At 73.1% G+C, this 23207-nt stretch carries 23 protein-coding genes; 8 read left to right on the top strand and 15 right to left on the bottom strand.

Features of this window, described 5'->3' with window-relative positions:
• The 4 genes from ACF08B_RS17880 to ACF08B_RS17865 are packed head-to-tail and all read right to left on the bottom strand — an operon-like array spanning position 1 to position 4434.
• Positions 1–921, bottom strand: a complete 921-nt coding sequence (locus tag ACF08B_RS17880) for an aminoglycoside phosphotransferase family protein (protein ID WP_392318200.1) — start codon at positions 919–921, stop codon at positions 1–3.
• Positions 922–975: 54 nt separating this feature from the next.
• Complete coding sequence (locus ACF08B_RS17875) at positions 976–1875, bottom strand: geranyl diphosphate 2-C-methyltransferase (RefSeq protein ID WP_392318199.1); 900 nt, start codon at positions 1873–1875, stop codon at positions 976–978.
• A 47-nt stretch (positions 1876–1922) separates the two neighbouring features.
• Complete coding sequence (locus ACF08B_RS17870) at positions 1923–2975, bottom strand: family 2 encapsulin nanocompartment cargo protein terpene cyclase (RefSeq protein ID WP_392318198.1); 1053 nt, start codon at positions 2973–2975, stop codon at positions 1923–1925.
• A 16-nt stretch (positions 2976–2991) separates the two neighbouring features.
• Complete coding sequence (locus tag ACF08B_RS17865) at positions 2992–4434, bottom strand: family 2B encapsulin nanocompartment shell protein (protein WP_392318197.1); 1443 nt, start codon at positions 4432–4434, stop codon at positions 2992–2994.
• A 310-nt stretch (positions 4435–4744) separates the two neighbouring features.
• On the opposite strand from ACF08B_RS17865, the gene ACF08B_RS17860 reads away from it, so the two are divergent.
• Together ACF08B_RS17860 and ACF08B_RS17855 are read left to right on the top strand one after the other, a co-directional pair.
• Positions 4745–5539: a VOC family protein gene (locus ACF08B_RS17860; protein ID WP_392318196.1), complete on the top strand. Its 795-nt coding sequence runs from the start codon at positions 4745–4747 to the stop codon at positions 5537–5539.
• 34 nt (positions 5540–5573) lie between these two features.
• Positions 5574–6269, top strand: coding sequence for a ribonuclease H (locus tag ACF08B_RS17855; RefSeq protein ID WP_392318195.1), 696 nt, complete (start codon positions 5574–5576; stop codon positions 6267–6269).
• On the opposite strand, the gene ACF08B_RS17850 is transcribed toward ACF08B_RS17855, so the two are convergent.
• Both ACF08B_RS17850 and ACF08B_RS17845 read right to left on the bottom strand, forming a co-directional pair.
• A complete protein-coding gene (locus ACF08B_RS17850; RefSeq protein ID WP_392318194.1) occupies positions 6270–7091 on the bottom strand; it encodes a tyrosinase family protein in 822 nt (273 codons plus the stop codon). It abuts the gene before it with no gap.
• 35 nt (positions 7092–7126) lie between these two features.
• Positions 7127–7507: a tyrosinase cofactor gene (locus ACF08B_RS17845; protein ID WP_392318193.1), complete on the bottom strand. Its 381-nt coding sequence runs from the start codon at positions 7505–7507 to the stop codon at positions 7127–7129.
• 338 nt (positions 7508–7845) lie between these two features.
• Here ACF08B_RS17845 and ACF08B_RS17840 point away from each other — a divergent pair, with 338 nt between their 5' ends.
• From ACF08B_RS17840 to ACF08B_RS17815, 6 genes are all read left to right on the top strand, one after another.
• Positions 7846–9042: an FAD-dependent monooxygenase gene (locus ACF08B_RS17840; RefSeq protein WP_392318192.1), complete on the top strand. Its 1197-nt coding sequence runs from the start codon at positions 7846–7848 to the stop codon at positions 9040–9042.
• Between the two features lie 90 nt (positions 9043–9132).
• A complete protein-coding gene (locus tag ACF08B_RS17835) occupies positions 9133–9954 on the top strand; it encodes a lipase family protein (protein WP_392318191.1) in 822 nt (273 codons plus the stop codon).
• A gap of 105 nt (positions 9955–10059) precedes the next feature.
• Positions 10060–11553 carry an MFS transporter gene (locus tag ACF08B_RS17830; protein WP_392318190.1) on the top strand — a complete coding sequence of 498 codons (1494 nt, stop codon included), beginning with the start codon at positions 10060–10062 and terminating at the stop codon, positions 11551–11553.
• A gap of 62 nt (positions 11554–11615) precedes the next feature.
• Positions 11616–12206, top strand: a complete 591-nt coding sequence (locus ACF08B_RS17825) for a TetR family transcriptional regulator (RefSeq protein WP_093481054.1) — start codon at positions 11616–11618, stop codon at positions 12204–12206.
• Positions 12207–12271: 65 nt separating this feature from the next.
• Positions 12272–13255 carry an aldo/keto reductase gene (locus ACF08B_RS17820; protein WP_392318189.1) on the top strand — a complete coding sequence of 328 codons (984 nt, stop codon included), beginning with the start codon at positions 12272–12274 and terminating at the stop codon, positions 13253–13255.
• A 76-nt stretch (positions 13256–13331) separates the two neighbouring features.
• Complete coding sequence (locus ACF08B_RS17815) at positions 13332–13871, top strand: DUF6328 family protein (protein WP_392318188.1); 540 nt, start codon at positions 13332–13334, stop codon at positions 13869–13871.
• A 19-nt stretch (positions 13872–13890) separates the two neighbouring features.
• On the opposite strand, the gene ACF08B_RS17810 is transcribed toward ACF08B_RS17815, so the two are convergent.
• The 9 genes from ACF08B_RS17810 to ACF08B_RS17770 all read right to left on the bottom strand — a co-directional run bounded on the left by ACF08B_RS17810 (position 13891) and on the right by ACF08B_RS17770 (position 23123).
• Positions 13891–14556, bottom strand: coding sequence for a DUF2238 domain-containing protein (locus tag ACF08B_RS17810; protein ID WP_392318187.1), 666 nt, complete (start codon positions 14554–14556; stop codon positions 13891–13893).
• Positions 14557–14631: 75 nt separating this feature from the next.
• On the bottom strand, positions 14632–15060 hold the full coding sequence (locus ACF08B_RS17805) for an SsgA family sporulation/cell division regulator (protein WP_392318186.1): 429 nt from the start codon (positions 15058–15060) through the stop codon (positions 14632–14634).
• Between the two features lie 62 nt (positions 15061–15122).
• A complete protein-coding gene (locus tag ACF08B_RS17800; protein ID WP_392318185.1) occupies positions 15123–16244 on the bottom strand; it encodes a hypothetical protein in 1122 nt (373 codons plus the stop codon).
• Between the two features lie 68 nt (positions 16245–16312).
• Positions 16313–17284 carry an LLM class F420-dependent oxidoreductase gene (locus ACF08B_RS17795; protein WP_392318184.1) on the bottom strand — a complete coding sequence of 324 codons (972 nt, stop codon included), beginning with the start codon at positions 17282–17284 and terminating at the stop codon, positions 16313–16315.
• A 51-nt stretch (positions 17285–17335) separates the two neighbouring features.
• The gene (locus tag ACF08B_RS17790) at positions 17336–18922 is read right to left on the bottom strand and encodes a serine/threonine protein kinase (protein WP_392318183.1); all 1587 of its coding nucleotides are present in this window, start codon (positions 18920–18922) and stop codon (positions 17336–17338) included.
• Between the two features lie 195 nt (positions 18923–19117).
• Complete coding sequence (locus ACF08B_RS17785) at positions 19118–20074, bottom strand: threonine/serine dehydratase (RefSeq protein ID WP_392318182.1); 957 nt, start codon at positions 20072–20074, stop codon at positions 19118–19120.
• A gap of 93 nt (positions 20075–20167) precedes the next feature.
• Positions 20168–21199, bottom strand: a complete 1032-nt coding sequence (locus tag ACF08B_RS17780; protein WP_392318181.1) for a polyprenyl synthetase family protein — start codon at positions 21197–21199, stop codon at positions 20168–20170.
• Positions 21196–22290 (bottom strand): tetratricopeptide repeat protein, encoded by a 1095-nt coding sequence (locus ACF08B_RS17775; protein ID WP_392318180.1) that lies wholly within the window; start codon positions 22288–22290, stop codon positions 21196–21198. The genes ACF08B_RS17780 and ACF08B_RS17775 overlap by 4 nt, the downstream gene beginning before the upstream one ends.
• A 155-nt stretch (positions 22291–22445) precedes the next feature.
• A complete protein-coding gene (locus tag ACF08B_RS17770) occupies positions 22446–23123 on the bottom strand; it encodes an AIM24 family protein (RefSeq protein WP_392318179.1) in 678 nt (225 codons plus the stop codon).
• Positions 23124–23207 lie beyond the last annotated feature (84 nt).

The following is a 23207-nucleotide window of genomic DNA, read 5'->3' as shown; positions in this document are numbered from 1 at the left end:
TCAGGACGCCCGTCCGGCCTCGTCGAGGATCTCGGCGATCACATGCCGGGAGTTCTCCGCGAGCGCCGGATTGGTGTCCCGGTAGTACGGCAGCTGGATCAGCGAGATCGACAGCGCCCAGCCCCGTCCGCGCGCCCACTCGGCGTCGTCCGCGCCCACGGCCGCGCGGAAGACGCCCCGGGAGCCCGCGGGCAGCAGGTTCCAGGCGACGACGAGGTCCACGGCCGGATCGCCGGTCCCGGCGGTGCCGAAGTCGATCACGGCGCGCAGCCGGCCGTCGCCGCCGACCAGCACGTTCCCGGGAGACAGGTCGCCGTGGGCCCACTTCGGCTCCCCGGTGTGGGCGGGGGCGTCCAGCGCCCGCTCCCACAGGGCCGTCACCGCGCCGGTGTCGACGCTGCCCGCCAGTGCGGCGACGGCCGCACGCGTGGGCTCGTCCCGGTCCGTCAGGGGCCCGCCCCGGTAACCGTGCGGACCGTCCTGCGGGTCGGCGTCGCGCAGCGCGCGCACGAACGCCCCCAGGTCCCCCGCCAGCCGCTCCGGCTCCGCCACGGCTCCCGCGACGGGGTTGCGGCCGTCCAGCCAGCGGTAGACCGACCACGGCCACGGGAACCCCGCATCCGGCTCGCCCACCCCCAGCGGCTCGGGCACGGCCGCCGGCAGCAGCGGACCGAGCCGGGGCAGCCACTGCTGCTCCCGGACCACGTCCGGTACGGCTCCGGGGCGCCGGGGGAGCCGTACCACCAGCTCGGCGCCCAGCCGGAACATGGCGTTCTCGGTCCCGGAGGACGCGAGACGCCGTACCGGCAGACCGGCCCACTGCGGGAACCGGCGGGCGATCAGGCGCTGGACCAGCGGGGCGTCGAGGTCGGGCTCGTCCGCGTGCATCTTGCGCGGCGGCCCACTGTGGAAGGCACTCATCGGCACCCATCCCAGCGCCTCGACGCCCGTGCTGTCGACGGGATTTCGCGGGACTCAGACCCGGTCGGCCACGATCAGCAGATACTGGAAGCTGCCGTTGCGGTAGGCGTCGAGGAAGGTGTCCTCGATGCCCGTGACCAGGTGATCGGCCTTCTTGCGCAGGTCCCAGTAGGGGATCGTGGCCTGGGTCAGATCCTCGACGTGGACCGGTACCAGACGGTTGCGCGCCATCGCCCGGAAGTACTCCGAGCGCGGGTGGATGTCGCAGATGTAGTGCGCGTTGATCAGCGACACCTCACGGGAGGCCTGCCCGTAGGTGTCGTTGTAGCAGCCGGTGATCACGACGTAGCGCCCGCCGCGGCGCAGCAGCCGGGCGTGCTCGGCGAACAGCAGGTCCAGCTCGACGTACATGGTCGACTCGTTGTTCCACGAGGCCGCGTACGCGCCCGACTCGAAGCCGGTGTCGAGCATGTTGCGGTGGTGGTAGCGCACCCTGTGGTCGATGCCCCGCGCACGGGCCTGCTCGTTGGCGAACTCGGCCTGCTTGGTGGAGAGGGTGACGCCGTCCGCGTGGCAGCCGTAGCGCAGATGCGCCGTGACGCTGCCGCCGCCGCGGCCGCAGCCCGCGTCGAAGACCCGGTCGGTGGGGGAGAGCGGGCCGAGATGGGTGGCGAGCAGCTCGGCCTGGGCGTGTTCCAGGCGGTGCAGCTCGGTGGTGATGCGCTCCCTCCGCAGGTCGGGGTCGGGCTCGTCGAGCACCGACAGATCGGCTCCCCCGATGCCGTAGTGGTGGTGGTACAGATCGTCGATCCTGCCGAGTTCGAGGTTGACCGGGTTCTCCTCGGCGTTCCAGTAGTCCGCGACGCGGCTCTGGTACGTGGACTGGGCCGGCACCGGGGCGGATGCGGTCCGGGCGACGGGGACGGTCGTCAACGCTGACTCCTCGATGTGCATGTGCCTGTTCTTCGTTCGCTGTGCGGGACTGCCACCCGAAGGGGCGGTCACCAGTAGTCGGGCAGGTGGTAGCGGTGGCTGTTGGTGGCGTGCCACTCGTGGTTGCCGGACACCCAGGCGGCGAGCCCCTGGGCGTAGCGCTCCACGAGGGGCGAGGTCGCGGACAGGACGGCCGACTCCTCCTCGAAGGCCTCCATGATCCGGTTGTGGATCTCGACCGACTTCAGATAGGCGGCCTTCAGCCCGCACCGGTCGTTGGCGGCGACGACCTGCGGGAGGTTCAGATGGGTCGGATCGCTCGCCAGTTCCTTGGTGAAGGAGTAGAGGTCGTTCACGATGGTGGTCGCGTTGCACGCCAGCGCGGTGATCCGCTGGACCTCCGGGCGGGCGTAGATCTGCTCGGGCAGTTCGTAGCCGTCCACCGCGTCCACGATCGACAGACACGGACGGAAGTTGTTGAACTGCCGCATCACCAGGTACTCCCACACCCGCGGCACGTACCGGGTCTCGGCCCAGGCCGCCTCCGCGAGATAGCCGAGGTGGAGCCGGGCGATGTCGTGCACGAACCGGCCGGTCTGGCTGGGGGTGGCGAAGGCGCCGAAGTCGGCGAGGGCGAAGTGGTACGAGCGCAGCGGACCGTCGGCCCGTACGCCCTCGCGCCACTCCTCCTCCAGCTCCGGGACGCCGTGGTAGGGGTCGATGGCCGACTGGGCCATGATCAGCCGGCCGCCGAGACCGCGGCGCGCTCCGCCCCGGCCCTCGTCCTCCTCGCAGTAGCAGGAGTCGACGACGTTCTCGGCGAGCAGCAGCTGGCCGGCCACCGTCAGACGCTCCAGGTCGAGGGCGCCCGGATGCTGGAGCACGACGGCCCGGCCGAACTGGAACCCGGCGAAGTCCCCCTTCCAGGTCTCGGGGAACAGGTCCAGGCCGCGGGCCCAGGTCTCCAGCCGGCGGTCGATCTCGGCGGCCTTCGCGGGGTCGGCGGGGACGGCCTGCCGGTGGTGCAGCCCGGGGACGGCCCCGGTGCGCCGCTCGCGGCGCAGGCTCCGGGCGATGTCGGGCGGCCCGGGCAGCGTGTAGGAGGGGGTGGGTGTGCTCATGGCGCGCTCCAGGCCGTCAGTCGGCGGTCCGGCCGAGCTGGACGTTCTCCAGGATCCCCGCCGCGTCGGGGACCAGGATGGCCAGCGAGTAGTAGGCCGTGACGAGGTAGTTGACGATGGCCGCGCCGTCGATGCCCATGAAGCGGACGTTCAGCCCCGGCTGGTACTCCTCCGGGATACCGGTCTGGTAGAGACCGACGACGCCCTGGTCGGCCTCACCGGTGCGCAGCGCGATGATGCTGGTGGTGTGGTTCTCGCTGATCGGGATCTTGCCGCACGGGAGGATCGGCACCCCGCGCCAGGCGGGCACCTCGTGGCCGTCGACGCTCGCGGTGCCCGGCACCAGGCCGCGCCTGTTGCACTGCCGGAAGATGGCCGCGATCGCCTTCGGATGGGCGAGGAACACCTTCGTCCTGCGCCGCATGGACAGCAGTTCGTCCATGTCGTCCGGCGTCGGCGGCCCCGTGTAGGCGCTGATCCGCTGGCCGTGGTCGACGTTGTGGAGCAGCCCGAACTCCCGGTTGTTGACCAGCTCCCATTCCTGCCGCTCGCGGATCTCCTCCACGGTCAGCCGCAGCTGCTGGGCGGTCTGGTCCATCGGGTCGTTGTAGAGGTCGGCCACCCGGGTGTGCACCCGCAGCACCGTCTGGGTGAGGGACAACTCGTATTCGCGCGGGGCCAGTTCGTAGTCGACGAAGCCGCCGGGCAGCGTCGGCTCGCCCACATGGCCGGCCTGCACCGGGACCTCCGCCTCGCCCTTGCGGTTCATCGGCCGGCGCTGCCGCTCGACATAGGCCTGGAGGTGGGCGGCGAGCGACGGCGCCCGCTCGGTGAGCTCCTCCACCCCGTCCCAGGGCAGCGCCAGCACCACGCCCGCGGTCTCGGCGCGCACCGAGGCCGGCCACAGCGGATCGGACTGCCCGACCGCCTCGTCCCCCATCTGGTCGCCGCCGGTGACGACCCCGATGATCTCCTCCTCGCCGTACTTGCCGGTCGTGTAGCGGGTGAACCGCCCGTGCACGACGAGAAAGGCCTCGGTCACCGGCTGACCCGCCTCGAACAGCACCTGGCCGGCGCGCACGTCCCGGGACCGGAAACGGCCGGCGAGCTCCCGCAGCACCTCCGCGTCGTCGTAGCCGCGCAGGATCGGCAACTCGGTCAGCGTCTGCGGGACGACCCGGATGTCGTCGGCGCCGTTGTGCTCGAACTGCACGCGCCCACGGCCGGTGCGCAGCTGGAGCCGCCGGTTGACCCGGTAGGTGCCGCCCTTGACGTCCACCCACGGCAGGGACTTCAGCAGCCATCGCGAGGTGATGGCCTGCATCTGGGGTTCGGTCTTGGTGGTGCTGGTGAGCTGGCGGGCCGCTCGGGTGCTCAGGCTGGTGAGCTGCCCGTCGGCCGGGGCCTCGGGGCCCGGTTCGTCGACTGCTGGACCGGTGGCGATGTCCGGAGTGGACACGTTCCCTCCTGCGAAGTGGCGGACAGGGGTGATGCGGATCGGTCGGTGGTGCGCGGGGTGCCGGTGCGCTCGGACCAGCCAAACAGCACTCGTGAGCCGGGGGGTACAGCGCGCGGGGGGCGGTTTTGATCAAGAGGTGGTGCAAACCAGCCGGTGAGGGCGTGTGGTGCCGTGCGCCGTGATCGCGCGCCGGTCGGCTGCTCCCGCGCCCCTGTGTGAACGAGGTCCGCGCCGTTCGCCGCGCGGGCCCGGCACAGGATGGCTAGCGTGATGTCCCGGGAGAGTCCGTGCGATCGAGAGGGCCCCGGCCATGGCCGTGCAACCTGAAGGAAAGCCCTGCTGGGCCGACGCGATGTTCGGCGACCTCGAGGGCGCCAAGCGCTTCTACGGCGAGGTCCTCGGCTGGACCTTCGGCGAGTCGTCGTCGGAGTACGGCCACTACACGCAGGCCTACGCGGACGGCAGGGCGGTGGCCGCCGTCGTCCCGCCCATGCCCGGCCAGGAGGGGCAGTCGCAGTGGTGCCTCTACTTCGCCTCGCCGGACGCCGCCGCCACCGCGGAGAAGATCCGTGAGAACGGCGGCGAGGTGCTGATGGAGCCGATGCAGGTCGGCGATTTCGGCACCATGTGCCTGGCCCGCGAGCCCAGCGGTGCCGTGTTCGGGGTCTGGCAGGGAGGCACCCACGAGGGCTTCGAGGCCGTGGCCACCCCGGGCGCCTATTGCTGGGCCGAGGTCTTCACCCGCGAGCCGGAGAAGGCCGACGGCTTCCTCTCCGCGGTCTTCCCCTTCCGGATGAAGGAGATCGAGGACCACGCCATCGACTTCCGCATGTTCGACATCGGTGAGGAGACCGTCCTCGGCCGGATGAAGATGACGGACGACTTCCCGCCCGAGGTGCCCTCGTACATCAACGTCTACTTCACGGTCGACGACTGCGACGAGGCCGTCGCACGGGCCACCAAGCTCGGCGGGATCCTCCGCTTCGGGCCGATGAGCAGCCCCTTCGGCCGGTTCGCGGCGCTCAGCGATCCGCAGGGCGCGAACTTCTCGGTGATCGACATCACCACCACCGAGGGTGAGATGCCGAGGGTCAAGGACGTCTGACCGGGGCCGGAACGACGGCCTGCCGTGCCATGGCATGATCGAGCGCATGCGTGAACGTGTGGTGGCCGCGTGCGACGGGGCTTCGAAGGGAAACCCCGGACCGGCCGGATGGGCATGGGTGGTCTCCGACGACGAGCGGACCGCGGCCCGCTGGGAGGCGGGCCCGCTCGGCCGGGCCACCAACAACGTGGCCGAGCTGACCGCCCTGGAGCGTCTGCTCGCGGCCGTCGACCCGGACGTACCGCTGGAGATCCGGATGGACTCCCAGTACGCGATGAAGGCCGTCACCACCTGGCTGCCCGGCTGGAAGCGCAACGGCTGGAAGACGGCCGCCGGCAAACCCGTCGCCAATCAGGACCTGGTCGTCCGCATCGACGAACTCCTCGACGGCCGGTCCGTCGAGTTCCGCTACGTCCCCGCCCACCAGGTCGACGGCGACCCGCTGAACGACTTCGCCGACCGTGCGGCCAGCCAGGCCGCCACCGTGCAGGAGGCGGCGGGCAGCGCCCTCGGCTCCGCGGAGCCGCCGCCGTCGCCGGACACCCCGGCGGCGGCCGGGGCACCACGCAAGAAGGCGCCCCGCCGCACCGGCGGCGGAGCGTCCTCCCGCACCATCAAGGCCAAGTTCCCCGGCCGCTGCCCGTGCGGCCGCTCCTACGCGGCCGGCGAGGCGATCGCCAAGAACGCGCAGGGCTGGGGCCACCCGGAGTGCCGTACGGCCGGGGCCTGATCAGACGTCGAACGTGTAGTGCTTCGTGTGGTCCAGCAGCTCCACCGGGCGCACGTCGTTCCACGGCTTCATCGTGTCGTTCAGGTCCACGACGTCCGCGGTGCCGCCCGTGGGCACGTAACCGGCGCCCGGGTGCCGGCGCTGCCACTCGGCCCACAGCTTGTCGATGAAGGCGTGGTGCAGCCAGAACACCGGGTCGTTGGGGGAGACCCCGGTGGCCATCTGCCCGCCCACCCACACGTGGACCCGGTTGTGCAGGTTGACCCCGCGCCACCCCTCCAGGTGGTTGCGGAAGCCGTCCGAGGCGCTGTTGTACGGCGGCATGTCGTACGTCTCCATCGCCAGTACCGACTCCACCTCGGCCCGCGTCGGCAGGTCACGCACGGACGTGCCGAGCGAGCGGCGCAGGAAGGTCCGGCCGTCCACCCGCACGTTGATCGGCCAGTTGCCGGTGGACGCGGCGAACGGGCCGTCCGTCACCCGGCCGTCCGAGCTGCGCCCGGTACCGCCGAGGAAGTCCGGCGCCCACAGCGAGGCGCGGACCGTGCGGTCGGTGCTCCAGTCCCAGTACGGCAGCGCCACCGAGGAGTCCACCGACTGCAGCGCCGCCTCGAAGTCGAGCAGGAATCTGCGGTGCCAGGGCAGGAAGGACGGGGAGCGGTGGCCGGTGCGCTCACCGCCGTCGGTGTCGGACATGATGAACTCGTTGTGCGTGCGGACGAAATCGTCGTAGCGTCCGTCGCGCTTGAGCGCTATGAAGGCGTCGGTGAGCCGCTTCTTCTCGGTGGCGGTCAGGGCGGCCTGGTTCTTGCGTACGGTCATGGTGCGGGTGGCTCCGTAGATCCTTGCGGGGGCGGTCAGTTGGCGGGGAAGGGCAGCAGGGGCGCGCCCTGCAGCTCGTCCACCGCGGCACGGGCGGCGGCACGCGGGTTCGGCACCGGGTCGTAGTGGCTGACCACGCTGATCCAGGTGCCGTCGGCGTTCTGCATCAGGTGCAGCTGCACGCCGTCGACGAACACCGCGTAGCCGCCGCCGTGTTCGTGGTGGTGACCGCCTCCGCTCGACGGCCGGCCCTGTATCCGGCGGCCCTTGTAGACCTCGTCGAAGGTGTCGGGCGCGGTGTGGCCGTGGTCGTGTCCGGCGGCCGAGGCGGCGGGCGCGACCAGCGCGGCGGCCGAGGCCGTCGCGGCCAGGGCGGCCGCCGTGGTGAGCGCGCGGCGCCGGGTGATGTCGGGCATGCGGGTCCTCCAGGAGGGTGTTCCGGTGGTGACGACGCATGCCTATCGGGGGGTTCGGGGGCGCGGGAAATTCCGCGCGCCCGGTTGGCTGCGATCCGGACAATTACCCACATGCGGTACGGATTTGAACCAAGATGATCTTGCTGTGGAGTCGGCCGGATCGGCCCGGAACGGGGAATTCCTTGCCGAACCACCCGGATTCGCGGTGGTCCTTGCCGGGCGCGGCCCGCCCGGGTGGCACGGCTCACCGCGCCGAATTGACGTGATCGCGCGATCCCGGACCCTGCTACCCTGCGGTGCCGTTCGGCCACGTTGGGTGACTGTCAGGGGTGTGCGCGGTGAAGGTCGTCTGTGTCGGAGGGGGCCCCGCGGGCCTGTATCTCGCCATCCTGCTCAAACGGCAGGACCCGGCGCACGAGATCACGGTCCACGAGCGCAACCCGGAGGGCTCGACCTACGGCTGGGGTGTGACGTACTGGCGCGGTCTGCTCGACAGGCTCCAGGAGCACGACGTCGCCTCGGCCCGGGCGATCGAGGAGGCGTCCGTCCGCTGGCACGAAGGGGTCGCCCGGGTGGGAGACCTGACGGCACGTCAGCACGGGGACGAGGGTTTCGGCATCGGCCGCCACCGGCTGCTCGACCTGCTCGCCGACCGGGCCCGCACCCTCGGGGTGCGCCTGGAGTACGAGAGCGAGATCGCCGCACCGCCCGCCGGCGCCGACCTCGTCGTCGCGGCCGACGGGGTGCACAGCGCCCTGCGCGCCCATCACGCCGGGCACTTCGGCACCGAGGTCACCGCCGGCCGCAACCACTACATCTGGCTCGGCACCACCAAGGTCTTCGACGCCTTCACCTTCGCCTTCACCGAGACCGGGCACGGCTGGATCTGGGCCTACGGCTACGGGTACGGCGACGGTCACAGCACCTGTGTCGTCGAGTGCTCCCCGGAGACCTTCACCGGTCTCGGGCTGGACCGGGCCGACCGGGGCGAAGGCCTGGCCCTGCTGGAGAAGCTCTTCGCGGGCGTCCTGGACGGCCACCCGCTCATCGGCCGCGACGGCGCCTCCTGGCTGAACTTCCGCACCCTCACCAACCGGGCCTGGCACCACGGCAACCTCGTCCTGCTCGGCGACGCGGCCCACACCACGCACTACTCCATCGGCGCCGGCACCACCCTCGCGCTGGAGGACGCCATGTGCCTCGCCGGCGCCCTGCGCGAGCACGGCCGGCTGCCCGAGGCCCTCGCCGCCTACGAACGCCGGCGCCGGGCCGAGCTGCTGTCCGCGCAGAGCGCGGCCCGCTACAGCGCCCGGTGGTACGAGGACCTGCCCCGCTACATCCACCTGCCACCGCACCGGATGTTCGCCCTGCTCGGTCAGCGCCACTCGCCCCTGCTGCCGTACGTCCCGCCCCAGCTGTACTACGGCCTCGACAAGGCGGCCGGGCGACTGGAGGTGCTGCGCAGGCTGAAGCGCTGGCTCGGCCCGAGAGCGGCACGAACCCTGCAGGCCCGCTCCGCGGCCCACCGGGGCTGAGGGCCTCACCGGCCGGGCCGCTCGCGCCTTTGGCGGAGCCGCCCCGGCGCAGTCCACAGCCCGCCCCCGCCCCCGAAGGAGCCCCTGCCCATGGCCGTACCCGTCGACTTCGACCACTCCTCGTCCGGCTACAGCCTGCGGCGTGCCTACTGGCTGGCCCGCGCGGCCGACCTCGCCTACCGGGACCGGTCCGACATCGAGGAGCAGGCCGCACGGTGGGGGTTCGACCATGTGCGGCACCACGAGACCCGGTTCACCCCGCCCTTCCCGCTGGCGGACACCCAGGCGTACACCCTCGCGAGCGACCGCATGATCGTCACGGCGTTCCGCGGCACCGAACCGGACGAGATCAAGGACTGGCTCTCCGACGCCACCACCCCGCCCCGGCCCGGGCCCGGGGGCAACGGCTACGTCCACCACGGCTTCGCCGAGGCCCTGGACGCGGTCCACCCCGCCGTCGCCGGCGCCCTCGCGGAGCTGCGCACCGACGGGCAGAGCGTGTACTTCACCGGCCACAGCCTGGGCGGCGCCCTCGCCATGCTGGCCGGCGCCCGGCTCTACCTGGAGGCCCCGCACCTGACGGCGGACGGCGTCTACACCTTCGGCCAGCCGCGCACCTGCGACCGGCTCCTCGCCGAGGCGTTCCACCAGGGATTCGGCGGCCGGATGTACCGCTTCGTCAACAACGACGACATCGTGGCCCAGCTGCCGCCCGAGCCCGCGTACACCCATGTCCGCGCGCTGCGCTACATCGACTCCCGCGGAAAGCTGCACGAGACCATGCCCATGTTCTCGGCCCTCTCCGACCGGGCGCGAGGACTCACCGCCGACGCCCTGGCGCCCGCCTCGGACGGCGTCCGCGACCACTTCATGCGCAGCTATCTGACGGCCCTGGAGCAGAACCTGACCTGACCGTGCGGGCCCGGCCACCGGGACGGAAAATGTTGGTGAATGGCCATTCACTCGATAAGGTGAATTGTTATTCACCACGTCGCCACACCGTCCCCAGGAGCGCCGATGGACCACCCCGCCCCGATACCCACGCCGCCCGGTACCCCGTCCGCGGCGGCACCGCTGCGGGACCGGCTCACCATCCCGGTGCTGGCGTCGGGCGGCATCCTCATGGCGGTCATGCAGACCGTGGTCGTCCCCCTTCTGCCGGACCTGCCCCGGCTCACCGGCGCCTCGGCCGCCGCGGTCTCCTGGATGGTCACCGCGACCCTGCTCTCGGGCGCCGTGCTCACCCCGGTGCTGGGCCGCGCCGGCGACATGTACGGCAAGCGGCGGGTGCTCACGGGCGCGCTCGCCCTGATGACCGTCGGCTCGGTGCTGTGCGCCCTGTCCTCCGACATCGGCGTGCTCATCGCCGCCCGCGCTCTCCAGGGCGCCGCCGCCTCGGTCGTCCCGCTGTCCATCAGCATCCTGCGCGACGAACTCCCGCCCGAGCGCCGGGGCTCGGCGGTGGCCCTGATGAGCTCCACCGTCGGCATCGGCGCCGCGCTCGGCCTGCCGCTCGCCGCGCTCGTCGTGCAGTACGCCGACTGGCACACCATGTTCTGGCTGACCAGCGCCCTGGGCGCGCTGGGCGTCGCGGCCACCTGGTGGGCGGTCAAGGAGTCCCCGGTGCGGGAGCCCGGACGGTTCGACACGCTCGGCGCGCTCGGCCTCGCCGCCGGACTGGTGAGCCTGCTGCTGGGCGTCTCCCAGGGCGGCACCTGGGGCTGGGCCGGCCCCCGCGTCCTCGGGCTGTTCGCCGTCACCGTCGCCGTGCTCGCGCTGTGGTGGTGGCATCAACTGCGGGCCGAACGGCCGCTGGTCGACCTCAGGCTGGTGACCCGGCCGCGCGTCGGTCTGTCGCACGTGGCGGCCCTGCTGACCGGCTTCGCCTTCTACGCCAACTCCCTGGTCACCGCACAGCTGGTGCAGGCGCCGAAGGCCACCGGCTACGGCCTCGGACTGTCGATCGTCGCCACCGGTCTGTGCCTGCTGCCCGGCGGCGTGACCATGCTGCTGTTCTCACCGCTGTCCGCGCGCATCTCGGCCTCCCGCGGCCCGCGCATCACCCTCGCCCTCGGCGCCGCCGTCATCGCCTGCGGCTACGCCCTGCGCATCGCCGACAGCCGGGACCTGTGGATGATCGTCCTCGGGGCCACCGTGGTGGCGACCGGGACGACGCTCGCCTACTCGGCGCTGCCGACCCTCATCCTGCGTGCCGTGCCGGCCGGGCAGACCGCCTCGGCCAACGGCGTCAACGTCCTCATGCGCACCATCGGCCAGGCCACCTCCAGCGCCGCCGTCGCCGCCGTCCTCGTCCACCACAGCAGCCCCCTCGGCGGCATCCCGGTGCCGACGCTGCACGGCTACCTGCTGGCCTTCGCGATGGCCGGTGCCGTCGCCCTGGCCGCCTGCGCCGCCGCCCTGACCATCCCGGGCGACGCCCCCTCGGGAGGCACCCGCCGCGCCCGGGACGCCGCCCGGGACGCCCGCGACGAGGCACTGGAAGGAGCGTGAGGACCCTGAACACCGCATCGGAGCACGAGGCGACCGGGTCGGTCCCCGCGGGTGCCGCACCCCTGACGGCCCGGTCCGCCGCCCCGGAACCACCCGTCCCCGCCCGCCGCGACGCCGAGGCCACCAGGGCGGCGATCCTCAAGGCCGCCCGCCATCTCCTCGCCCGGCACGCCCACGCCGACATCACCCTCAAGGCCGTCGCCGAACGCGCCGGTGTCAGCCCGCCGTTGATCCTGAAGTACTTCGGCAACAAGGACACCCTGTTCGCCCGCGTGATGTCCTTCGAGACGGACGCCGACGCCCTGCTGGCCGCCCCCGTGCCCGGCCTCGGCCGGCACATGGCCCGGCACGTGCTCGCCAGCCAGCGCGACCGCGGCGCCGACCCCCTGGTGCGCATCGCCTTCGCCCCGCTGCACGGCGACCACGGCGACATCCTGCGCGGCAACTTCCGCGCCCAGGTGACCGAACGCCTCGCCGCCCGGCTCTCCGGCCCCGACGCCGGACTGCGCGCCGAACTCGCCGTCGCCGCCCTCGTCGGCCTCGGCGTGATGTACGGCGTGGCCCGCGGCCCGCACCTGCGCGAGAGCGACATCGACACCATCGCCGACCGTTACGGTCCCCTCGTACAGGCACAGTTGACGCCGACGGGCTGAGCGCCGCCGCCGCGCCCGGAGCGGCCCGTTCCGCGGGACGGCGGAGCGGGTGACAGACTGACGGCATGGACGAACGGGTAATCGGCAGGTCGGGTCAGTGGGCGTCGGTCGTCGGCCTCGGCACGTGGCAGCTGGGCGCCGACTGGGGCGACGTGGACGACAAGGAGGCCCTGTCCGTCCTGGAGACGGCCGCCGAGTCGGGGGTCACCTTCTTCGACACCGCCGACGTGTACGGCGACGGCCGCAGCGAGGAGACCATCGCCTCGTTCCTGAGCAGCCGGCCCGATCTGCACGTGCTGGTGGCCACCAAGATGGGCCGGCGGGTCGAGCAGCTCCCCGAGAACTACGTCCTGGACAACTTCCGCGCCTGGAACGACCGCTCGCGCCGCAACCTCGGTGTCGACCGTGTCGACCTGGTCCAGCTCCACTGCCCGCCCACCGCGGTCTACTCCTCGGACGCGGTCTTCGACGCCCTGGACACCCTGGTCGAGGAGGAGCGCATCGCCGCGTACGGGGTGAGCGTGGAGACCTGCGCGGAGGCGCTGACCGCGATCGCCCGGCCGAACGTGGCGAGCGTGCAGATCATCCTCAACCCCTTCCGGATGAAACCGCTGACCGAAGTCCTGCCCGCCGCCCGCGAGGCCGGCGTGGGCATCATCGCGCGCGTGCCGCTCGCCTCCGGCCTGCTGTCCGGCAAGTACACCAAGGACACGGTGTTCGCGCCCGACGACCACCGCACCTACAACCGGCACGGCGAGGCCTTCGACCAGGGCGAGACGTTCTCCGGCGTGGACTACGGCACCGGTGTGGAGGCGGCCGCCGAGTTCGCCGCCTTCGCCCCCGAGGGCTTCACTCCGGCCCAGCTGGCCCTGCGCTGGATCATCGAACAGGACGGCGTGACCACGGTGATCCCCGGCGCGCGCAACCCCGGGCAGGCCCGCGCCAACGCCGCCGCGGCCAAGCTGCCCCCGCTGCCCCCGCAGACGGCCGCCGCGATCCGGGAGCTGTACGACCGCCGGATCAAGGACCAGGTGGAGCACCGCTGGTAGAGGCGGCGACGCCCCGGCGTGCCGGAGCACCGCACCCCTCGTTTGAACGAACGGCCGGGCGGTTACACGCAACCGCATGACGGAGGACGGGCGGCGCAGAGGGCGCGACGAGACCGAGGAGGAACGGGCCGACCGGATGTGGGGTGAACTCATCCAGGAGGTCCGCGTGGCCCAGACGGGCGTTCAGATCCTGTTCGGTTTCCTGCTGACGGTGGTCTTCACGCCGAAGTACTCCCAGCTGGCCTCCACCGACAAGGGCATCTACATCGGGACCGTCGTCCTCGGCGCCTGCGCGACCGGCGCCCTCATCGGACCGGTCTCCCTGCACCGTCTGGTCTCCGGCCGCCGGGTCAAGCCGCAGGCCGTCCGGCTGGCGTCGAGGATGACGTTCGTCGGGCTGGTGCTGCTGCTCGCCACGATGACGTCCTCCCTGCTCCTGATCCTCCGGGTGGCCACCCACGACGGCTATGTGCCGTACCTGGTGTCGGCGGTCGTCGCCTGGTACCTCGTCTGCTGGTACGGACTGCCCCTGTGGGCCCGCCGCAGGCACACGACCGAGCCCGGCGAACGGCCGGCGCCCCCGAAGACGGAGGACGGCGGGCCGGGCCGCCGGTAGGCGGGCGGCCCCGGCGCCCTCACCGGCCGGCGCGCACCTCGGCGGCGGCCTCCAGGGCCCGCAGCCGGCGGTCGTGGACGCGGCTCAGCAGCAGCAGGGACAGCACGGACCCGATGAGGGCGCAGAACATGTCCCACTGGGTGTCCCACACATCGCCCTGGGTGGCGAGGAACGCGTCCGCGCCGTGCCCGCCGATCTCGGCCGCCGCCCACTCCAGGAGCTCGAAGCACGCACTGAAGGCCAGGCACGCGCAGACGGTGAGGGGCGCCAGCCAGCGGCTGCCGCGCAGCGGAGAGGTCCGGACGAGCAGTTCGCGCACGAGGACCGCCGGGACGAAGCCCTGCATCAGGTGCCCGAAGCGGTCGTACGGATTGCGGGCCAGAGCGAAGGTGTCGCGCACCCAGTCGCCGAGCGGGACCTGGGCGTACGTGTAGTGGCCGCCCATCGCGAGAACCAGCGCGTGCACCGCCAGCAGCCCGTACAGCAGACCCGTCAGCGGGAAGCGCCGCCGGAGCAGCACCAGCAGGGGCAGGCCGATCAGTGCCCACACGGTCTCCAGGAACCAGGTGGTGCGGTCCCGCGCCCCCCATGCGGAGACGGCGAGTCCGGCGGCCGCCACGGCGGCGTACACGGCGGGCGGCACGCGGCGCGGCGCGGCGTACGGGACGGGGTGCACTGCGGTCACGGGGGGCTCCTTGGCTCAGCGCGTCTCGGGAGCCCCCATCGTGGCGCCGGCCCCGGGCGGCCGGCATGAGTACGGCTACTCAGCCCCGGAGAGGATCTCCTCGAGCAACTCGTCGACCGCGACGCGCTCCTGCCCGCGCGCCACGACCTGGAGGGTGTCCCGCAGGAACGCCGCGACCGCGGGCGCCCAGGCGGACACCACCGCGTGGTGGCGGCCGCCGTCGGGCCGGTAGTCCCCGAGGAACTCCATGCGCAGCTCCCGCCACATCCCGTCGGCGGTCGGCCGCAGCCGCACGTCGCCGATGCCGACCGGCCCGGTCAGCCCGTCGAAGAGCATCTCCCGGTCCAGCCGCCACCGCGCCAGCACCCGGCCGTCGTGGCCGAAGACGGCGGTGACGGCGAACGGGTCTTCCACGTCGTAGCTGAGATGGGCGAGGACGGGACACCGGTCGGTACCCCCCGCGTGGAGCTGCACCACCAGGGTCTTGTGCACGAACGACTTCACGCGAGGGCCTCCGGGAACAATCGGTTCAGGGCCTCCTAGTACCCCCGTCCCGCAAGGAATGCTCACCCGTGCGAATGATGTGCGCCCGCGCCCCGCAAAGCGGACAGACAGGTGCCGATCGCCTGCTGGAGCTCCTCCAGCCGCCGGACCATGTCGTCCTCGTAGTAGTCCTGGGCGTCGTCGAAGGTCAGCTCCTCGAACGCCCGGGTCGCCTTCTGCAGGCTGCTGTAGAACCGGGTGCGCCGTTCCTGGACGCGCAGCTCGGGGTCGGCCTCGACGGTCTCGGCGACCAGCGACTTCATGGTGCCGTACGCCTCGGTGGCCCACTCGCCGGTGTCCTCGCCGTCCTCCAGCTCGTCCAGGAGGGACAGGTGCCGTTCCGCCTCCTCGCGCAGCCCGGCGGGTGCCTCCACCGTCTGTCCGGCGGGCGTCCTGATCTGCCCGGACTCGGCGATCTGGCGGACGTAGCCGATCCGGTCGGCGGCCCGGCTCTCGGTCGCCACGGCCTTCTTCAGATCGTCGGTCCGTACGACGTCCCGGGCCAGCTCGGCCTGCAGCCCGGGGTCCTCGCGGACCCGGTCCAGCAGAGCGGCCCGGGCCGCGTGGGCGGTGGACGGGTCGGCGAGGATCGCGGCCCGCAGGGCGGTCGGGTTCTCGGCCACCTCCAGCGCCTTGGTGGGGCGGATGCCCTCGGCCTCGGCGGCCTGGGCGATGGCCGTGCCCCGCTCGGAGGTGGCGCTGTTGCGCGAGACGTAGTAGCCCAGCCAGACGTCGGCGTCCGGGAGGTCGGTCTCCTGGCCCGGCGCGAGGGTCTCGAAGTGCGGCACGAGTCCGTCGTCGGCGGCCCGGTCCCAGGCCCTGTAGTGGCGCATGACCCGCTCCGGGGAGCAGCCGGCCAGCTCCGCGAACTCCTTCGCCGACACCTTCGGGGTCTCCCCGGCGGCCTGCCCGCCCGGCCGCACACTGCGCGCCACCATGAGGGCGAAGGCCCAGCCTCCGGTGCGCGCGTACACGCCGAACTCGCGGGCGTCGCGCGCCACGAGGTCGGACAGGGGCGGCGCGGCGGGGGCGGACGGCTCGGGCGACGGCTCGACGACCAGGGTCACGGACGACTCTCCTGCGGGTGCGTTCTCGGGACCCGCACCCGGGGCCGGGTGCGGACAGGAAAGCCTATATGGGCCCATTGACCATGCTTTGGCAGGCCCGCTCCGTGCGGCCCCCGCCTACGCGCGGCGCGGGGGAGCGGCGGGCCTCAGCCGAACGCCTCCCGCAGGGCGGGCAGCAGGGTGCCGGCCGACCATCGCAGGTACTCCGGTTGCGTGTCGCCGCCGATCTGCACCAGGGCGATCTCCCCGAAACCGGCCTCGGCGTAGGGCCGTACCGCCTCCACGAAGGCGTCCGGGTCGTCACCGCAGGGGATGGCGGAGGCGACGTCGTCCTCGGTGACGAACTGCGTCGCGGCCTCGAAGGAGTCGGGGTGCGGCAGCTCGGCGTTCACCTTCCAGCCGAGGCCGAACCAGCGGAACTGGGAGTGGGCGCGCTTGATCGCCGTGTCCCGGTCGGGGTCGTAGCACACCGGCAGCTGGCCGATCCGTGGCTTGCCGGTGCCGCCGTGCCGGTCGAAGGCCTCCAGCAGGCCGACCTTGGGCTCGGTCGCGATGACCAGATCGGCGAGGTGCCCGGCGAGCTTGCAGGACTGCTCGCCCGACACGGCGATGCCGATCGGCGGAGCGACCTCCGGGAGGTCCCACAGCCGCGCCGAGTCCACGTCGTAGTGCTGTCCGTGGTGCGTGACGTGACCGCCCTCGAAGAGCGCGCGGATGATCTGGACCGCCTCCTCGAGCATCTCGTGCCGGACGTCCGCCGGCGGCCAGCCGCCGCCCACGACGTGCTCGTTGAGGTTCTCACCGGCGCCGAGGCCGAGCCGGAACCTGCCCTCGGACAGCAACTGCACGGTGGCCGCCTTCTGCGCCACGACCGCCGGGTGGTAGCGCACGAGCGGACAGGTCACGTAGGTCATCAGCGGAATCCGCGAGGTGGCCTGGGCGGCCGCGCCCAGGACGCTCCACGCGTACGAGGAGTGCCCCTGCGCGCGCAGCCACGGAAAGTAGTGGTCCGAGGTCACCGAGAAGTCGAACCCGGCCTCCTCGGCCCCCACCACGTGCTCCACGAGGTCCCGGGGGCCGGCCTGCTCGGTCATCATCGTGTATCCGATTTGCACCATACGGGGCGAGTCCCCGGGGCGGCGGCGGGAAAACGGCCGGAGCGGTCCGGGTCAGCTCCCCGGCGCCGCGAACGTCCGCAGGAACGTCTTGCGCGCCTGCTGGCTGGCCGCGTCGTCCCAGATTCCGGCCGGGGTGGTGAAGCGCAGGGAGAACCCGCGCCGGCCGCCCAGCAGGAAACCCCGCCCGAAGGTGTGCACCCGGTCGTCGCCCGATCCCGCCAGCCACTCGATGTCGGCGGCCCTGCGGCCCTGGTAGGTGGTGGCCCGGACGTCCCCGATGCGCCGGTACCCGGGAAGCTCGCGCAGGCTCGGCTCGACGTCGTCCCGCCAGACGGCGACCGGGTCGGGGCCCACCCGTTCGCTGTAGGTGACGGCGAGGGTGGGGGAGCCGCCGCCGCGGCCGAAGGTGACGCGGTAGGCGAGGTCGTCCGCCCGCGAGGTGGTCAGCCGCTTCCAGCCCTCGGGCAGCGCCACGGAGAAGCCCTCGGGCGCGCTGTAGGTGCGGTATCCCGCCGGCAGGGCGGGGGAAGCGGGGGCCGCCGGGGAGGCCGGGGCCGTCGGAGCCGTCGGTGCGGGGGTGCCGGAACCGGTGTGGCGCCCGTCGGGGGTGGCCGGGGCGGTCGCCTCGGGAGGCGCGCCCGCCGTGTCCGTGCCGGGCAGCCGGTGGGTCGCGGCCAGCACGGCGGCCGTGACGGTGACGCCGGCCAGCACCGTGCCCGCGATCAGGACCCCTCGGCCCCGCCCGGTCGCGGCGAGCCGCACGCCCCGGTAGGCGCCGCGCACCCGGGGGACCGGCGCCGGCTCCCGGTCCTCTTCGGTGTCCCCGGTCAGGGCCCGGGTCAGGGCCTCGTGCACCACCGGCCGGGCGAGCCGGTCCACCGAGCTCTTGCGGAGCAGCCCCTGCACGGCCTGGGTGAGCGGGCCCGTCCGCAGCGGGGTGCGCAGCGGCAGCCGGTCCACGGCCTTCAGGGTGGCGTCGGGCCGGCCCCGGTCACGGAACGGCGGCCTGCCCTCGGCCATCGTGTACAGCAGCGCGCCCAGCGCCCACAGGTCGGCGGCCGGGCCGATCCGCTCGTCGCGGGCCTGCTCCGGTGAGGCGTACGACGGGGCCGCGAGCCGCGGGACCAGCGTCGCGCCCGCCAGCCCGAACCCCGTGACGACCACCGGGCCCTCCTCGCGCACGAACAGCTGGCCGGGGCTCAGCTCGCCGTGCGTGATGCCCTCGTCGTGGGCGGCGCGGAGCACGTCGAGCAGTTCCAGACCGATCCGCGCCGCCCGCGCGGTGGTGAACGCGCCCTCGCGGTCGAGGAGTTCGCTCAGCGGGGTGCCGTCGATCCACTCCGTGACCGTCCACAGGGTGTCCGCCTCCACCACGGCGTCCACGACGGTGGCGACCGCGCCGGGGCGCAGCAGCCGCATGGTCTCGGAGGTCCGCACGACCCGGGCGGTGACGCGGCGCGCGGTGTCGTCGTCGGACGGCTCCGGCAGCGCTGTCTGCGCCACCAGCCGCGGCTGCTCCGCCGCCACGTCCTCGGCGTACCACCACAGGCGGTTCGTCTCGCGGGCGAATACCTCCAGCAGCCGGTACCGCCCGGCGACCCACTCGTGTGCGGAGACGTGCGCCTTGGCCATGGTCATCCCTCGCTGCAACCCCTGCCTGGTGTTTCCCAGAGGTACGCGGGGTGCGCGGGGGTGCGTTCAAAGAATCCTCAACTCGGAGCGCTTCCTGCCTTTTATTCAATCGCCGGAACGCGCGTCCGAGTTAAGGATGGCCGCACCCACGGGTGTTCGACCTGCGGGTAACCGAGGGTAAAGCACGGGGCCGGCCGCGCCTCACAGCCCGAACCGGTCGGCCCAGCCCACGAGTTCGCGGAGGGTGACGTTGCCGCCGCAGACCACGAGTCCGATCCGGGCGTCCTCGCCGACGCGTGCCACCACCTGCCGGGCCGCCGGCAGCAGACAGCCCGCGGCCGGCTCGGCCCACACCTTGGCGTGGTCGGCGAGGTCCAGGCAGCCCCGCACGGCGTCCCGGTCCGGCACCACCAGCACCTCCTCGACCAGCGCGGACACATGGTCGTACGTCAGCTGCGAGGCCGAGGGCGCGCTGAGCGTGGTGACCAGGGACGTCAGCGGCACCGGCACCGGAGCGCCCGCCGCGAGCGCGCCGGACAGGGCCTCGGCGCCCGCCGTCTCCACGCCCCACACGCGGACCCCCGGCCGCCGGGCGCGCAGCGCCGCCGCGACCCCGGCGATCAGCCCGCCCCCGCCGATGCTGACGACGACGTCCGTCAGCTCGTCCGCGTCCTCGGCCAGCTCCAGCCCCACCGTGCCCTGCCCGGCGATCACCACCGGGTCGTCGAACGGGTGCACCAGGGTCAGACCCTCGTCCCGCAGCCGCGTCACCAGCTGGAAGGCGCTGTCCATGCCGTCGGTCAGCCGGACCGACGCACCCGCCTCCTCGGCGATCCCGATGGACCGGGCCGGCGCGGTACGGGGCATCACCACGGTCGCCTTCACATCGAGGGCCGCCGCCATCACCGCGAGCGCGATCCCGTGGTTGCCGCCGCTGACCGCGACCACACCCGCGGCCCGCTCGGCCTCGCTCAGCGACAGCAGCTTCGCCGTGGCCCCGCGGGCCTTGAACGAGCCGGTGCGCTGGAGCAGTTCGAGCTTGGCGGTGACCGGGACACCGAGCAGGGCGGACAGGCCCGGGCTCGGCACGGTCGGTGTCCGCACGACGTGTCCGGCGATCCGCTCGGCGGCGGCTTCGATGTCCGAGATGCCGATCAAGGTGCCTCACCCTTCCGGCGCGGGGGTGGGAACCGCGCCGATCGCACCTTCACCCGCCGGGGCGGCCGCGGTCAACGCGATTGCGGATCATGGTCACCGCTCGCGGTCGAGCAGCAGGTCCAGCAGACCGTTCAGCTCACCGACGGCCCCGGCCGCCAGAGGCGCCCGGGCGAGAGCCGAGCGGGCGGCGGCCGTGTGCGCCCGGGCCTCGGCCAGGGTCGCCGTACGGCCGCCCGCCTCCGCGATCAGGGCCGCCGCCTCCGCCTCCCGGCCGGGCGCGCCGAGCAGCGCGGGCAGGCCACGGGCAACCGGGGAGCCGAGCGCGACGAGCACCGGGAAGGTCTTCTTGCCCTCCCGCAGATCGCCGCCCGCCGGCTTCCCGGTGACGGCCGGGTCGCCCCAGATGCCGAGCACGTCGTCGACCAGCTGGAAGGCGACGCCCAGATGCCGCCCGGCCCGGTCCAGCGCGCCGATCGCGGACTCGGGTGCCCCGCCGAGCGCGGCCCCCAGGGCCGCGGCGCAGCCCAGCAGCGCGCCGGTCTTGCCCTCCGCCATCGCCCGGTACTCCTGCGGCGTCACCCGCTCGGGGCCGGTGCCGGGCCGGGTGGCGAACAGCAGGTCGTCGGCCTGCCCGCGCACCAGATCGGCGAGCGCGCCGGAGAGCAGCCGTACCGCGCCCGGCCCCTGGGGCGCGGCGGCGAGGGTGTCCACGGCCAGCGCGAACAGGGCGTCACCGGCGAGCACCGCGGGCCCCGTGCCGTACGCCTTCCACACGGCGGGGCGGCGGCGCCGGGTCGCGTCGCCGTCCATGATGTCGTCGTGCAGCAGCGAGAAGGCGTGCACCAGCTCCACCGCGACCGCGGCGGGGACACCGGCGCGCCCGTCGGCGCCCGCCGCCTCGGCGCCCAGGACCGCCAGCGCCTGCCGGACGCCCTTGCCGCCCGGGGTGCTCGCGGGCGCCCCGCCCACCTCGCACCAGCCGAAGGAGTACGCGGCCATCTCGGCGACCCACGGATGCAGCCGCCCGACCGCGTCCGTCAGCGCGGGCCGGACCAGTTCGCGGCAGCGGGCGAGGGTCCGGGAAGCCGCGAGCGGCGGGCGTACCGCCGCGGGGAGGACGGTCACCGTGCCACCTCCAGGGACGCCACCGACGCCACGGACCCCGCGGCAGCAACCGACTGCGCGGGCTCCTCGGCGAGGCCGAACTCCCGTTGCGCCCGGGTCACCATCTCCCGTGCGTGCTTGAGGCCGCTGCGGTCCAGCGTCCGGGCGAGATCCGCGAGTTCGGCCGCCGTCCCGTCGCGGTCCCGGCCGAGGTGGGCCCGCGACTTGGCGAGGCCCAGCCGGGCCAGGGCCTCGCCGCGCGGCTCGCTCATCGCCCGGAACTCCTCCAGCGCCAGCTCGTACAGGTCGCGCGCCTCGGCGTACCGCCCGGCGCGGTAGAGGACGTTGCCGCGCATCTTGTGGTTGTAGGCGAGCGCACTGGACAGGTTCATCGCACGGCAGGTGGCCTCGGCCTCGGACAGCAGCTCCAGGGCCCGGGGAGTGTCGCCGTCGCGCACCGAGACGATGTCCGCGAGGCCGCGCAGTGCCCAGGCGTGCCCGCGCCGGTCGTCGGCCCGCCCGGCTATCTCCGCGGCCTCCTCGAACAGTGCGTACGCCTCGTCGTAGCCGCCGGTGTTGCGGTGCATCTGCGCGATGCCCTCCAGCGCCCACACCGTGTGCCGGGCCTCGCCGCGCCTGCGGGCCTCGGCCAGCAGCTGCTCGTGCAGCCGGCCGACCGCCTCGTAGTCGCCCTGGATGCGGCCGGTCTCCGCCAGGCCGGCCAGCGAGTAGCCGCGGACCACCACGTCGCCGCCGCGCTCGCCCAGTTCGGCCGCGAGCCCCAGCAGTCGCCGGGCGAGCGGGAACGCCCCGCGCTGCCGGGCCAGGGTGCCGCCGCTCCACAGCGCCCAGGCCATGGCCGCCGTGTCGGCCGCCTCCCGGGCGGCGCGGTAACTGGCCTTCCAGGCCCGGTCGGCGTCCCCGACGTGGCCGAGGCGCCGGTGGGCCTCGGCCGCGGCGAGGCCGCAGCGCGCCGCCTCGGCGGGGCGGCCCGACCGTTCGGCCTCGCGCAGCCGTTCGGTCGCCTCGGCCAGTACGTCGACCAGGGAGGAGTTCACGGACAGGGTGGTGAGGGCGCCCTGGTACTCCGGGGCGGATGCCTTGCCGTACATGTGTACCCTTCTATACACGGAGTGTATACATGCCGTGTATAGCATCTCGGAAATGCGCCCCGGCCCTGAGGGAGCCGGGGCTTCGGTCTGTTGTCGATCAAGACGCGGGTACGGCGACGCGGGTTGCCCGCCCCGCCCGGGTCACTTGTGAAGGTTCAGTGCTGCTGTGCCTTCTGGGGCGTCAGCTCGCTCGGCCGCACCACGACGTAGCCCTCGCCCTGGAGCATCAGCTGCACGGCCTCGCCGGAGCCGCCCCGCAGCATCGAGCCGATGGACTGCGAGCGGTGCAGCGAGGTCTGCAGATGCGCGGTCCAGCCGACCACCGCGTCCGTGTCGACGTACACCGGGGCGTGCGCGGAGACCGGTATGACCAGCGGATTGCCCTCGCACACCAGGCCGAGCCGGCCCTGTCCGCTGAACACGCTGTTGAACAGCCCGCCGCCCGCGATGCCCGAACCCTTGACCGTCTTTATCTCGTAGGACAACGAAGCGTCGAAACACAGCACGTTGCGGCCGTTGACGGTGAACCGGTCGCCGTGCTCGACCTCGACGACGAAGCAGTTCTGCGCCTCGTGCGCGAACCAGGCCTCGCCCTGACCGCGCACCGCCATGAGGGGCAGTCCCTCACCGGTGACGGCGCGCTTCAGCATGCCGCCGACGCCCTGCCCCTTGCGTTCGAACTTGAGGTCGCCGCGGTAGGCGACCATCGCGCCCTGGCGGGCGTGCATCTCGCCGTTCACCGCGTACTTGAGGCACTTGGCGTTCTCGACGGACATTCCCGGCTCCACGGCCGGCTGCACGACGTGCTGACTGGAAAAGAGATCACCCTTCATGCCGGGCATGGTGTCCCGGACGAAGTGGTTCCGCCAAGATCGCCGCACCGGTCCGTCCGGCTCCGAACCGGGCGCCCGTGCGAA

This window comes from Streptomyces sp. NPDC015139 (assembly GCF_043079785.1).
Taxonomy (GTDB): domain Bacteria; phylum Actinomycetota; class Actinomycetes; order Streptomycetales; family Streptomycetaceae; genus Streptomyces; species Streptomyces albidocamelliae.
Note: the sequence above shows the minus strand (reverse complement) of the source record. Positions and strands in the feature narration are given on the sequence as shown.